This is a genomic window from Bacillus sp. FJAT-29937 (genome assembly GCF_001509555.1).
Lineage (GTDB): Bacteria > Bacillota > Bacilli > Bacillales > Cytobacillaceae > Cytobacillus.
This window is the reverse complement of record NZ_LMAS01000001.1, coordinates 102,144-115,392: the sequence shown is the minus strand read 5'-3', so window position 1 is coordinate 115,392 and position 13,249 is coordinate 102,144. Positions and strand designations below refer to the sequence as shown.

The window sequence follows — 13,249 nt, the reverse complement described above, 5'->3', positions numbered from 1 at the left end:
AGAAAGGCTTCCTGAACATAGGTGAACTATGTGCAAGGGATGTGTTATCTATTGACTATTTTGGATAAACCATTGTATTTCAAGATGTGTATGCTTCATCTCTCTTACAATCAGTTCATCCTCTTCAACTAATGGAATGATCTGTCCATTAATGATCTTGAACACTGGTTTTACCATTGAATGACTGCCCATAACAAGCCATTTTCCATTGATCTTGATTAATTCGAGGTCAATGATGCCAAGATGATTTCCCCAATAGCCTGCTTGTACAGCTGGGACCCCATTAATCGTTCCAGTTTCTTCATTTATCCCGGTTCCATTGTATTCTTCCGTCGCTGGGAAAATTAAATGGCTATGACCATATAGAATGGCATTGATCCCTTTTACTTTACTTAAATCGAATACGGAATTTCCCTCTTTCTCCTTTAATCCTTTGTCAGGATCAAATCCAACATGCGCAAGAGCAATGATGATGTCTGCACCCATCTTTTTCATGATCGGCACAAAATGCTCAGCCGTTTCCTGGATATTTTTTATCTTTAATTTACCTTGAAAATACACCTTGTCCCATTCGGCTGCAATAGGGGTAAGGAAACCAATAACACCAATCTTTAATTTTTGCTTTTTTCCGTTAGTATCAATAAAGTTTCTATCTAAAATCAAAAACGGATTGAAATAATTAAGATCATCGCCATCGTATTGATTTTGATCATCTATATAAATATTGGCATTGACGTATGGGAAGTTGGCTCCTCGCAAGCTTTTATGCAAAAAGTCTAATCCGTGGTTGAATTCGTGATTTCCTAGTGTTGCCGCATCAAATTGGAGTCCATTCATCGCTTTAAATACAGGATGAAAGTAATGATAGTCCAAATAGTTGCTTCTATATACATATTCACCTAATGCACTTCCCACAAGTACATCACCTACATCAAATAGCAGTGAATTCATTTGCTCTTCCCGAGCTTGTTTGATGAGTGTTGAAGTTCTTGCTAACCCATATTCTAGATTTGGTCGATTTTTTTTATAATTAAAACCTAACATATGTGCATGCAAATCAGTTGTTTCTAAAATTCGAAGCCGCAAGTTAGATTCTATGATCCCATTGGCGTCTGTCCGATTTAAGGCAATGAGCAAAATACTGATGATCAGTATGAATTGAATGATCACTTTGATTCGTTTCATCCAAACACCCCTTACATATATTTTCTTATTTTCTCTAAATTAGGGAATATTAACCGGATTTCAGCAAAATGGTTAGTATTTCCTAGATTGTTAACAAAAGGTGCAGATCATTTCACGCATTAAAAAAGATGATAGAACATGCTCTATCATCTTGAAACGGTTATTTATTTAAGATTTTCAGAAAGGCTTTTTCCCAAAATGTCCATTTGAGCATATTTTTCAGAAATACGCTCCATTTTACTCCTTTGCCAATGGGATATCTTAGCTGAGGATTATGTTCCATAGCAATATTAGCAATCTTCATAGCTACCTCTCTGGGTTCACCGAATGATTCTGACCCATTGTAAATATATTGTTGAATCTGATTCATATATTGATAATAAGGAGAGCCTGCATGCAATGACCTTTCCGTCACATGCTTCCCGCTTGACCAAATATTTGTCTTATATGATCCAGCTTCGACCAGAACAACTTTGACGCCAAAAGGCATCATTTCAAGCCTGAGACATTCGCTCCATCCTTCTAGTGCATGTTTAGAAGAGACATAGGGAGACATCCCGGGGAATCCCATTCTCCCGCTGATGCTGCTCATATTGATAATTGTACCCTTTCCCTGGCTGCGCATTAGTGGTAAAAAGCTTTGAGTTACAGCAATTGCTCCGAAGAAATTTGTCTCAAATTGCTTTCTGAATTCCTCAATAGGAATTTCTTCTACAAAGCCTGCACTTGCATAGCCGGCATTATTGAACAGCAAATCAATACGGCCAATTTCTTCAACATATTCCTTCAATTTTTCAATGGATGGTTGAGAGGTAACGTCCAGTTCAGCTACTGTAATATTTTCTTCAACTCTATTTAACCTTGCCTCCGATAAAAGCGATTCGCTTTTCTTCGTATCTCTCATGGTCGCGATGACATCGAAATTATTTCTAGCGAGCTCGATAGCAGTTAGGAGTCCAAAGCCGCTTGATGCCCCTGTAATAACGGCGATTTTTCTATTCAAATGTTGACTCCTCTCCAAATCATTTAATTGTCATATATTTAGTCGATCCGATAAATACCTTTTTTTAACCCTGCAAGCATGAAGGCGATTGCCTGGGCAAAAAAGAATAATCCCCATAATTGAGTTGGGATAAACATAGTTGTTTTTGCTAAACCTGTAGCGTCCCCTGCTGCATGAGGCTGAATAAAGCTCAGCATGAGGATCGTAAAGGAAGAGGTCAGTGATTCTACTAAAAGGATACTAGCTATCATCAATAAACAATTTTGTACAAATGATGCGGAACCTTTGAATAATAACAGAAAAAATAATGAACCAAAGGAAATAAGCCAAAATATACCGTAAAAATTTCTAACCCATAGAAGCAGGTTTAAGCCAACAAATAGAAGCAAAATAATTATGAGCGGCTTATATTTTTTTCTGCTAATAAACCAAAAGGATAAAAAGGCGATAAATGAAGAAAAAACATATCCTCCTATCCCTGTAAAAAAGCTGCCAAACCAGTTCGAATGACTTGTATAAGTTACCCCTTCAGTGTTCATAAATAAAGATATAGTATGAACCTTCCCTCCAAATAGGGCTATTAATGCGTGTCCCGATTCGTGAACTAAAGTATTAATCATGCGTATATAGCTGCCTAGGAACGGAATATTTGTTAGAATAATAGCTATCACGATAAACAAACAGAATTTCCAAGTGATTTTTTGCTTGAGTACTCTCAAAATGGATTCTCCTTAATTTAGACGTAAAGGTCTCAACGTATTATTTTATATACGTTGTGCTCTCATATTAAGTTTCATTTTCGGCAAATTAACAGTTTGTCCTTTAAAATAAATAAAATCATTATGAATCTATAAAAAAGTATTATAAAATAAAAATAGTAAGAAATTCATATGGAGTTTTTACATCCATGCAAGGGAGGAATTTTTCATATAATGGAATCGATCCGGTCGTTTATAAATAATAATGCATTTAAAAGGCTGATTATTTTTTCAATTTTAGTATTTCTTCTCTATATGCTAAGAAGTATGATCAACCTAATCCTAATCACCTTTATTTTCTCTTTTTTACTGGATCGGCTTGTGAATATTGTATCAAATAAATTCAATTTGCACCGTAAGCTAACGGTCCTCATTTCCTATTTGTTAATTATTGGACTATTATCAATTGGGATCATTAAATACTTGCCAATCATTATTGTTGAAATTTCGCAGTTAGTCACACAGCTTCAGCTGTTTTTAACACAGCCGCATGATCATGTTCTAGTTAATTATGTATTAGGCATGATTGAAACAAAACAAATTTCTAATTACTTGGAACAGGGATTTACTTTCCTGCTTAAATATTTTAGCGGAATGAGTAAAGTCGGGATTCAAATTATGATGTCCCTTGTACTAAGTTTATTTTTCCTTTTGGAAAAACCGAAGCTTATTGAATTTACTTCTAAATTTAAATATAGTAAAATCGCTCCATTTTATAATGAAATTGAATTTTTTGCGAAAAAGTTTGTATTAACCTTTGGAAAAGTACTTGAAGCTCAATTTATTATTGCATTAGTCAACTGTGGCCTAACAACGCTGGCATTATGGATCATGAACTTCCCGCAGTTAATGGGGCTTTCCATTTTAATCTTTTTCCTTGGTCTCATCCCTGTTGCTGGAGTCATTATTTCACTAATTCCTTTATGTGCCATTGCATATACAATTGGCGGGATCATGCAGGTTATCTACATACTGATTGTGATCATGATCATCCATGCAATTGAAGCTTATATCTTAAATCCAAAGCTGATGTCTTCAAAAACAGACTTGCCTGTATTCTACACTTTTGTCGTATTGATTTTTTCCGAGCATTTCTTTGGTGTTTGGGGGCTAATTGTTGGGATACCAGTATTCGTTTTCTTTTTAGATGTACTAGATGTGAGGGATAAAAAGAATGTAAGCTAATCTAGATGTCAAAAAGCAGTGAGCTCTGACGAGTTCACTGCTTTTTTAATTTGATTTGTATTGACTTAAATTAGCTTTAAACCGCTGTATCGAACTGACTTTTGTACAAATTTGCGTAAAATCCACTCTGAGCAAGCAACTCGTCATGTGTACCTTGTTCGACAATATCCCCTTCATGCATAACTACTATCAAGTCAGCATTTCGAATGGTCGACAGTCTATGGGCAATAACGAAGCTCGTACGGCCTTTCATAAGGTTATCCATCGCTCTTTGGATAAGAATTTCTGTTCGTGTATCGACTTTGCTTGTCGCCTCGTCTAGAATAAGGATTTTTGGATCTGCTAATATTGCCCTTGCAATCGTTAGCAGTTGCTTTTGACCCTGTGAAATATTATCCGCTTCTTCATTAAGCACCAAATCATAGCCATCCGGCAATGCCCTTACAAAGTGGTCCACCTGTGCAGCGACGGCAGATTCCCTAACCTCATCATCAGTTGCATCAAGCTTGCCGTACCGTATATTGTCCGCTACCGTACCGTTAAACAGCCATGTATCTTGCAGCACAATACCAAATAAGCTACGAAGTTCATTTCGATGAAATGATTGGATATTATGTCCATCGATCTTAATCGATCCGCTATCAACATCGTAAAAGCGCATGAGCAGTTTCATGATGGTTGATTTACCTGCACCTGTCGGTCCGACAATGGCCACTTTCTGACCTGGTTTAATAGTTGCTGTAAAGTTACGAATGACAGGTTTTTCAGGATCATAACTAAAGGAAACATCGTCAAATTCTACATTCCCCTCAATCAACACATCACTTATTACCCTATTCTGCTCCGGTTTTTCTTCGTTTTCATCTAGAAACTCAAATACACGTTCTGCTGCTGCTGCAGTTTGTTGAAGCACATTGGAAATAGTCGCGATTTGAGAAACTGGCTGCATGAAACTCCGCACGTATTGAATGAAAGCTTGAATGCCACCGACCGTCATTGAACCTGTAACGGTTAAATATCCTCCAAGTATACAGATGACAACATAGATGATATTTCCGATGAACATCGCAATCGGCATCATAAGACCAGACAGGAAATTTGCTTTCCATGCAGATTTATACAAAGCTTCATTGTGCTCGTCAAATGTTTTTTCCGAATCCTTCTCACCATTAAAGGCCTTCACTATTTCATGGCTGCTAAACATTTCCTCTACATGACCATTCACATGCCCCAAATATTTCTGCTGATTTTTAAAATGAACTTGCGATTTTTTAATGATCCCGACAACCGAAATCATTGTCAGCGGGAGAATACAGATGGCAGCTAATGTCATTTGCCAGCTGATTGTGAGCATCATAATTGTAATGCCAATAAGTGAAGTGATTGATGTGATGATTTGCGTTAAACTTTGATTCAATGTTTGGCTGATTGTATCAACGTCATTTGTAATTCTCGAAAGAACTTCTCCATGGGTTATTTTATCGAAATAATTGAATGGCAATTTATGAATTTTTTCATTAATATCCGTTCGAAGCTGCTTTGTCACTTTCATACTAACACCTGTCATAACAAAGCCTTGTAAATAGGAAAACAACGCACTAAGTAAGTATAATCCGATGAGCCATAAAAGGATTTCACCAATTTTGCCGAAGTCAATCGACCCAGTTCCAGCGATTTGGTTCATCACACCTGAAAAAAGCTCATCAGTCGCTTGACCTAAAATCTTTGGTGATACAATCGTAAAAATCGTCGACAAAATGGCTAATATCCATACAAATATAATTGTCCATTTGTAAGCGCCTAAATATTGAACGAGCTGTTTCATCGTCCCTTTAAAATCTTTTGCTTTTTTACCTTCCATCATATTTGGCCCACCTCGCATACCGAATGGCGAATGAGCACTTTGCCTATTTTTCCCTTCGCTCATGCTAATTCCTCCTTCGACAGCTGTGATGAGGCAATTTCATAGTATTCGGGACATGTTTCCAATAGCTCGCGATGTGTTCCGCGCCCGACAATTCTGCCCTTATCTAACACGAGAATTTGTTCTGCATTCATGATTGTACTCACTCTTTGGGCGACTAGAATGATCGTCGCATTTGATGTATGTTCCTTTAAGTCTTTGCGTAACATGGAGTCTGTTTTAAAGTCCAATGCGGAGAAGCTATCATCAAATATTAAGATTTCTGGTTTTTTCATTAAAGCACGTGCAATCGTGAGACGCTGTTTTTGACCGCCTGAAACATTTGCACCTCCTTGTGATATATTCGACGCAAAATTCTCTGGTTTTTCATTAATGAAATCCATCGCCTGGGCAACTTTTGCTATTTCCTGCATCTCTTCATCCGTAGCGTCTTTTTTTCCGTATTTTAGGTTGGACTCAATGGTGCCAGTTAACAATACGCTCTTTTGCGGGACATATCCAATTTTCGACCGCAACTCCGACTGGTTCACATCTCTTATGTCAACACCGCCAATTAATATCTCGCCCTCATTCACGTCATAAAACCGTAAAGCAAGACTTGCAATCGTTGTTTTACCGGAACCTGTCGGACCAATTAAAGCCGTCGTTTGGCCAGGCTTAGCTGTAAAGGAAATATTATATAATGCATCTTCATTGGCCCCTTCATAACGGAAGCTTACTTTTTTAAATTCGAGAAGGCCATTGCACTTTTCGTTAAATGTTTTTGGCTTTTCTGGATCGGTGATGGACACTTCCGTTTCTAGTACTTCCGCAATACGACCGGCGGATACTGCTGCCCGAGGAATCATAATAAACATCATCGATAGCATCATAAAGGACATCAAAATTTGCATGACATACTGCATAAACGCCATCATATCCCCGACTTGCATGGAAGAAACGGCAATTTGATGGGCACCAACCCAAACGACTAGCAAAGTGACACCGTTCATAATGAGCATCATCATTGGCATCATAAACACCATTGCGCGAGTGACAAAAAGATTCGTCTTCGTCAAATCACTATTCGCAACTTCAAACCGTTCTTTTTCATATTCCTGCGTGCCGAAAGAACGTACAACCATCAGACCGCTTAAATTTTCCCTTGAAATCAAATTCAATTTATCGACTAGCTTCTGTATCATTTTAAACTTCGGCAGTGCAATCGCCATAAGGATTAGAATTAACCCAAGAAGGATGACGACAGCAAGCGCAATAATCCAGCTCATCGATGCTGACTTATTGACAGCCATAATGATTCCGCCAATCCCAAGTATCGGGGCATAGCAAATCATCCGGACACCCATCATGACTAGCTGCTGAACTTGCTGAATATCATTCGTACAACGTGTGATTAAAGATGCAGTAGAAAAGGTATCCAATTCTTTTTTCGAAAAGCTCTCTACCTTCGTAAACACTTGCTTCCGTATATTTCGTGCTACGCCAGTCGCAATTCGGGAAGAAAGAAAACCAACTAAAACAGTAGCGATCCCTCCTACGAGTGCAATGACTAACATATAGAAGCCAACTTTCATAATGTAAGCCGTTTGTTTCGCCCCTAAATCGACGCCAAGCTCATCATAGAAGCCTTTAGATAGCATAATCCCGCTTTGTTTTTGCATGACATCATTTTTCACCGCATCGTCATGTGCTGATTGAATTGCAGCATTTGGCAACGAATCCAAGACAGCTTGCATTTCGTAAATCTCTTTCAAATTAATAGATTTAGAGGAACTTTCTGTTGTGTTCTTATCAGAAGACTGTGAAAGTTCACGTAAAACATTAATGAATGTAGACGTTGCTGTCCCAAATGCGGCATCTAATTTTTCGCTATCGTTTTTTCCTAACTCCCCTTTTACATAAAATTGTTGATCCGCTTTAGGGTAAAGTTTGCTGTAAGGCTCCTCATTCGAATTTTGATCTGAAGGGGAAACCAACGAATAACTTTCTTCTATTATATTTGTTTCATGCTCTGTCGTGAAAGTAGTGATTAGCTTCATACCGTCCTCACTAATCGCATCTGGTGCAGCATGCTCAATGCCACCTTGCTGAATCCCAACATTGACGATTTCAGACATATAATTTGGCAAATTCAAATCACTAATCGCTTGCACAAACAAGAGTACGACCGCTAAAAAAATACCGGTTAAAAATGGCTTTAAATGTTTTGCCAACTTTCTCAAGTTATTAGTCTCCCTTCCGACTCTTCACAATGGATAATCTCTTTTTTCAATCCTTTTAGGATACCTATTAGTTTTCTTTCTTATATAATCCTCTTTTTAGCAATTCCATTTGCTGAACATAACTTTTTAAAGCTTCTTCATCCTTTAAGTCCTTTACGAATACTTGAATTAAGTTTTGAAAAGTGACAGCGATCATTATTTTTAAAATATCATGAAGTTCTTGTTCATTATTTAAATTTAGGCTTTTAGTATTTATTAAGCTAATCATAGTTAAATACTGGCTTTTCCGATTTTCTTGATAAATATTATTAGCTAAAATATTTTCCATTTTATAATTCATATTTAAAAAGGCATTTTTAAGAAAGTTTTTGTGTTCTTGATTTTTGTGGATTTGAATCATAAACTTAAATGAATCAGTAAAGGTTGCAAAAATATCTCCGTTATTCTCCTTTAAGAACGCAATAAAGCGATTATTATTTTTCTCTGAAATCTGATTTAACAGATAATAATATAGGTCCTCTTTCCCTTCAAAGTATTGGTAAAAGCTCCCTCTTGGGATTTCCGCTTCCTTAATAATATTGGCAATGGATGCTTCGTGTAAGGGAACCCGAGAAAATTCCTTTTTAGCAGCTTGAATTAAAGTGTCTTGTTTATCTTTAGGCAAGTGAAAATATGTTTGTTTTGGCATATTATTATTCCTCCTGTCAGACAGGTGACAACGTGTCACAATTACTGATGAGCTGATTATATATGACACGATGTCATGAGTCAACAAAAAAACGAAGGACAGAAAATGGATCCGTCCTTCATCTTTTTGAAAATCATAATATTTTTGGTTTGTTATTGAATTCTTCAAGCTGCATTTGCTCAAGTTCTAGTCTCATCTTTTGTGTCTCAATTAAATAATTTTCTTGCTTTAATTTTTCAAGCTCAATTTGATCCTGTATCATTTTATGCTGAATCTTAGATTGTTTTTGAAAATGAGATGTTACTATTGCAATGATTGGGATTGAAAAGACCATTACTACTGCAACCGTTCCCGTAAACATCATTCCACCTCTTGCTTACAAATGGGGTCCAACCATTTGTATTTATTTCCCTTTATCATATCATAAATTATGGAAAAGTCTGAGTGTTTTCTTATTTACAAACAAAAAAGAGCTGCCGAAGCAACTCTTTCGTTTAAACCATTACTTTACAAATATCATTCGTAAATTCGACAGGGTCCTGGATTGGCAGCCCTTCGATTAAAAGTGCCTGATTATAAAGAAGGTTTGTGTATAAAGTTAATTTCTCTTTATCACTTTCAAATGCCGACTGTAATGATTGGAATACCTCATGATTCATATTAATTTCCAAAACCTTATCTGCTTTAACATTTTGATTATCTGGCATCGAATTAAGGATTTTTTCCATTTCAATGGTTACTTCCCCATCGGATGATAAACAAACAGGGTGAGTTCTTAATCTTTTTGAAACTCTAACATCCTTTACTTTTCCTGCTAAAATCTCTTTCATAAAGTCAAAGAGGTCTTTATTTTCGTTTACTTCCTTATCTGCATCTTGATTATTTTCATTCTCTTCAATGCCTAAATCTGCGCTCGACACAGACTTAAATTCTTTTTCTTTATAGGTCATGAGCATCTTGATAGCAAACTCATCAATATCATCAGTGAAGTATAGGATTTCGTAACCTTTTTCTGCCACTAACTCCGCTTGTGGGAGCTTGGCAATTCTCTCATTCGATTCTCCAGATGCATAATAGATATATTTTTGGTCTTCAGGCATTCTGGATACATATTCATCTAATGTAACTAGCTTCTTTTCTTTTGAAGAATAAAACATTAATAAATCTTGTAAAACCTCTTTATGCGTTCCAAAATCACTATATACGCCAAACTTTAATTGTTTGCCAAAAGATTGATAAAACGTTTCGTATTTTTCTCTTTCATTTTTAAGCAAGCTTTGAAGATCGCTTTTTATCTTTTTATTTATGTTTTTCGCAATAAGCTTTAACTGACGATCATGCTGCAAGATCTCTCTCGAAATATTCAGTGATAAATCCTCAGAGTCCACCATTCCTTTAACAAAGCCAAAATAGTCTGGAAGTAAATCCGCGCATTTATTCATGATTAATACGCCATTGGAATATAATTCTAACCCCTTTTCATACTCTTTAGAGTAATAATCAAAAGGTGTTTTCTCTGGGATGTACAGAATCGCATTATATCTGATGGCACCGTCAGCACTGATGTGAATATGCTTAAGCGGCTTGTCAAATCCATAATGTTTTTCGTGATAGAAAGAGGTGTAATCCTCTTCGGTTAATTCATTTTTGTTCTTTCTCCAAATCGGAACCATGCTATTAATTATTTGTTCTTCTGTATAATCTTCTAATTCATTGTCACTGCCTTCTTTTGCCCTTTTACCTGAAATATCCATTTTGATCGGGTAGCGAATAAAATCCGAGTATTTTTTAATAATTGCTTTTAAGCGATATTCATCCAGATACTCATCATACGTATCTTCTTCATGATTTTCTTTTATTTTTAAAATAATTTCAGTGCCTACTTGTTCTTTTTCACATGGGACGATTGTATATCCATCCGCACCTTCGGATTCCCACTTGTACGCTTGGTCACTGCCTAAAGCTTTACTGATAACAGTTACAACATCTGCGACCATAAAGGCAGCATAAAATCCAACTCCGAATTGACCGATAATGTCATGGCCATCCTTTAGTTCATTTTCTTTTTTAAACGCTAAAGAACCGCTTTTGGCAATAATTCCAAGATTGGTTTCTAAATCTTCCTTCGTCATTCCGATCCCGGCATCAATAATTGTTAAAGTTCGATTCTCTTTATTTGGAACAACTTTTATGTAGTAATCTTCTTTGTTAAAGGTTAAATTTTCATCTGTAAGTGCTTTGTAATATATTTTATCAATGGCATCACTTGCATTTGAAATCAACTCTCGCAAGAATACTTCCTTTTGAGAATAAATGGAGTTGATCATCATTTCTAATAGCCTTTTCGATTCTGCTTGAAATTGTATTTTTTCCATTATTTCCTCTCCTTCCAACACTTTTCATCTAATAAGAATAGCTAGATTAGCACTCTTCCTATCAGAGTGCTAAACCACTAACAATTAAATACCATATCTATTTTTTCTTGTCAATTGAACGATCTTCAAATAATGGTAAAATGAATAATAAGCGCTTAGAAAATTTTTCTAACTATAAAGGAGAGATTGCAAAAGATGAAACAATGGATACATGAGGTGGAAATAGACGCCCCTATCGAAAGAATATGGAATCTCCTTAATGGCTCATTGGAGAATATGCAAAAAATAATGCCAAATGTAGTTGAAAACACACCAATAAAGATTACGGATGAAGGGATCGGTAGTGTCTACCGCCAAAAATATAAAGAAGGTAATCGAATCGAAGAATATGATGTTGAAACAATAGAGTATCTAGACTCGCCTACGCATAAAAAGCTAAAAGTAAGATTCACATTGGCCAACATGTTCGATATAACGGCTTTTTATGAATTAATACATATTAGCGATAGAAAGACATTATTCAAATATACAGTTACAAATCGACCATTAAAATGGTTTGTCAAATTACTTTTGCTCCTATCAAACAAGAAGGTTGTTGTTAAATTTTCGGATAGAGTTAAGCAAATCGCAGAATCTGAAGCTTGAATCATTTTGAAGAGGCAGGAAGCCCCCCTGTAGTTTTCTGCAGGGGGCATATTCTAACCAATAAAAATGTATTATCCCAATGCGATTTCAAGGTCATTCCAAATATCTTCAACATCTTCAATCCCAATGGAAAAGCGAACAAGACCATCAGAAAGACCAGCTTTTTCCCTTTCCTCTTTAGGTATAATTGCATGAGTCATCGATGCTGGATGTTGAATAAGTGTGCCGACATCCCCGAGTGATACAGCTAAAGTGCAAAGTTTTACCGAATTCATTAGTTTCACGCCTTGCTCATAGCCCCCTTTCAAGACAAATGAAATCATGGCCCCGGGTCCTTTCATTTGTTTCTCCATAATATTTCTATCTTCAAAGCTTTCAAGTCCAGGATAAAAAACACGTTCAATCGCTTTATGTTTTTCCAGCCGGTCAGCTAAAATTTGCGCATTTTCTTGGGAACGGTCCATCCGAACGTGCAATGTCCGAATACCTTGGCAGAGAAGCCATGCATCCATTGGCGCTAATGTGGCTCCCATTGTTTTTTGCACTTCTTTTCTCATAGGATTAATAATATCCTTGCTAGCCACTACTAGTCCGCCAATCAGATAGCCATGACCTGACAAATATTTTGTTGCACTATGGACAACGATATCAATTCCACATGAAATCGGATTTTGCAAATATGGTGATAAAAACGTATTATCTACTATTGTTAAAACACCCTTTTGCTTTGCAACAGCCGCTACACTTTTCATATCGACTAATGACATTGTAGGATTCGAAGGAGTTTCAAAGTAAATTACCTTCGTTTTATCTGTCATATATGGTTCAATTTCATCGCCTGTCTTAAAGGGAACAAATGTTACATCAATTCCGAATTTCTTTACGGTAGTGCTTAGAAAAGCGTGCGTCGCCCCATATAAGGCTGTGTGAGCAATTACATGATCACCAGCCTTTAAAATTCCCATAAGGCATCCTGTTATAGCTGCCATACCCGATGAAAAAGCAAGGCAGGCCTCCCCAAATTCTAATGCAGCGACTTTTTCTTCTAGTTCACGTACATTTGGATTTCCAAGGCGTGAATACATGTATCCTTCATCTTCCCCAGCGAACCGTTTGGCTCCTACCTCTGCATTTTCAAATACAAAAGTGGATGTTAAATATACTGGGGAAATATGAGAGCCATGCCCGAGATCCTTTTTAGTTTTTACTAGTTTTGATGTGTAGTTCATTTTTGTAACTCCTCCTTTTATAAATGATTAAATTC

11 protein-coding genes are annotated in these 13,249 nt (G+C 36.6%); 2 read left to right on the top strand and 9 right to left on the bottom strand.

Annotation, left to right across the window (positions count from 1 at the left end):
- Positions 1–48: 48 nt before the first annotated feature.
- The 3 genes from AR328_RS00555 to AR328_RS00545 form a co-directional block, all read right to left on the bottom strand.
- Entirely contained in the window at positions 49–1,185 is a 1,137-nt protein-coding gene (locus tag AR328_RS00555; RefSeq protein WP_066287823.1) for a metallophosphoesterase, read from the bottom strand.
- A gap of 160 nt (positions 1,186–1,345) precedes the next feature.
- Positions 1,346–2,188, bottom strand: coding sequence for an oxidoreductase (locus AR328_RS00550; RefSeq protein WP_066287817.1), 843 nt, complete (start codon positions 2,186–2,188; stop codon positions 1,346–1,348).
- 38 nt (positions 2,189–2,226) lie between these two features.
- Positions 2,227–2,907: a M50 family metallopeptidase gene (locus AR328_RS00545; protein ID WP_066287812.1), complete on the bottom strand. Its 681-nt coding sequence runs from the start codon at positions 2,905–2,907 to the stop codon at positions 2,227–2,229.
- Positions 2,908–3,120: 213 nt separating this feature from the next.
- Here AR328_RS00545 and AR328_RS00540 point away from each other — a divergent pair, with 213 nt between their 5' ends.
- A complete protein-coding gene (locus AR328_RS00540; RefSeq protein WP_066287809.1) occupies positions 3,121–4,131 on the top strand; it encodes an AI-2E family transporter in 1,011 nt (336 codons plus the stop codon).
- 76 nt (positions 4,132–4,207) lie between these two features.
- Here AR328_RS00540 and AR328_RS00535 read toward each other — a convergent pair whose 3' ends face one another.
- The 5 genes from AR328_RS00535 to htpG all read right to left on the bottom strand — a co-directional run bounded on the left by AR328_RS00535 (position 4,208) and on the right by htpG (position 11,340).
- Entirely contained in the window at positions 4,208–6,058 is a 1,851-nt protein-coding gene (locus AR328_RS00535) for an ABC transporter ATP-binding protein (RefSeq protein WP_066287806.1), read from the bottom strand.
- Positions 6,055–8,277, bottom strand: coding sequence for an ABC transporter ATP-binding protein (locus AR328_RS00530; RefSeq protein ID WP_066287804.1), 2,223 nt, complete (start codon positions 8,275–8,277; stop codon positions 6,055–6,057). Before AR328_RS00530 ends, AR328_RS00535 begins: the two co-directional genes overlap by 4 nt.
- A gap of 67 nt (positions 8,278–8,344) precedes the next feature.
- Positions 8,345–8,965, bottom strand: coding sequence for a TetR/AcrR family transcriptional regulator (locus AR328_RS00525; protein WP_066287803.1), 621 nt, complete (start codon positions 8,963–8,965; stop codon positions 8,345–8,347).
- 133 nt (positions 8,966–9,098) lie between these two features.
- Positions 9,099–9,326: a hypothetical protein gene (locus AR328_RS00520; protein WP_066287800.1), complete on the bottom strand. Its 228-nt coding sequence runs from the start codon at positions 9,324–9,326 to the stop codon at positions 9,099–9,101.
- Positions 9,327–9,459: 133 nt separating this feature from the next.
- A complete protein-coding gene (gene htpG / locus AR328_RS00515; RefSeq protein WP_066287798.1) occupies positions 9,460–11,340 on the bottom strand; it encodes a molecular chaperone HtpG in 1,881 nt (626 codons plus the stop codon).
- Positions 11,341–11,535: 195 nt separating this feature from the next.
- Between htpG and AR328_RS00510 the strand changes: the two genes are divergently transcribed.
- Positions 11,536–11,985, top strand: a complete 450-nt coding sequence (locus tag AR328_RS00510) for an SRPBCC family protein (RefSeq protein ID WP_066287796.1) — start codon at positions 11,536–11,538, stop codon at positions 11,983–11,985.
- A 71-nt stretch (positions 11,986–12,056) separates the two neighbouring features.
- Here AR328_RS00510 and AR328_RS00505 read toward each other — a convergent pair whose 3' ends face one another.
- Entirely contained in the window at positions 12,057–13,214 is a 1,158-nt protein-coding gene (locus AR328_RS00505) for a trans-sulfuration enzyme family protein (protein WP_066287793.1), read from the bottom strand.
- Between the last annotated feature and the right edge of the window lie 35 nt (positions 13,215–13,249).

Bases quoted from the DNA above. Each gene is read 5' to 3' on its own strand.
- AR328_RS00555 (WP_066287823.1), bottom strand. From the start codon at position 1,185: ATGAAACGAATCAAAGTGATCATTCAATTCATACTGATCATCAGTATT.
- AR328_RS00540 (WP_066287809.1), top strand. From the start codon at position 3,121: ATGGAATCGATCCGGTCGTTTATAAATAATAATGCATTTAAAAGGCTG.
- AR328_RS00535 (WP_066287806.1), bottom strand. From the start codon at position 6,058: ATGAGCGAAGGGAAAAATAGGCAAAGTGCTCATTCGCCATTCGGTATG.
- AR328_RS00525 (WP_066287803.1), bottom strand. From the start codon at position 8,965: ATGCCAAAACAAACATATTTTCACTTGCCTAAAGATAAACAAGACACT.
- AR328_RS00520 (WP_066287800.1), bottom strand. From the start codon at position 9,326: ATGTTTACGGGAACGGTTGCAGTAGTAATGGTCTTTTCAATCCCAATC.
- htpG (WP_066287798.1), bottom strand. From the start codon at position 11,340: ATGGAAAAAATACAATTTCAAGCAGAATCGAAAAGGCTATTAGAAATG.
- AR328_RS00510 (WP_066287796.1), top strand. From the start codon at position 11,536: ATGAAACAATGGATACATGAGGTGGAAATAGACGCCCCTATCGAAAGA.
- AR328_RS00505 (WP_066287793.1), bottom strand. From the start codon at position 13,214: ATGAACTACACATCAAAACTAGTAAAAACTAAAAAGGATCTCGGGCAT.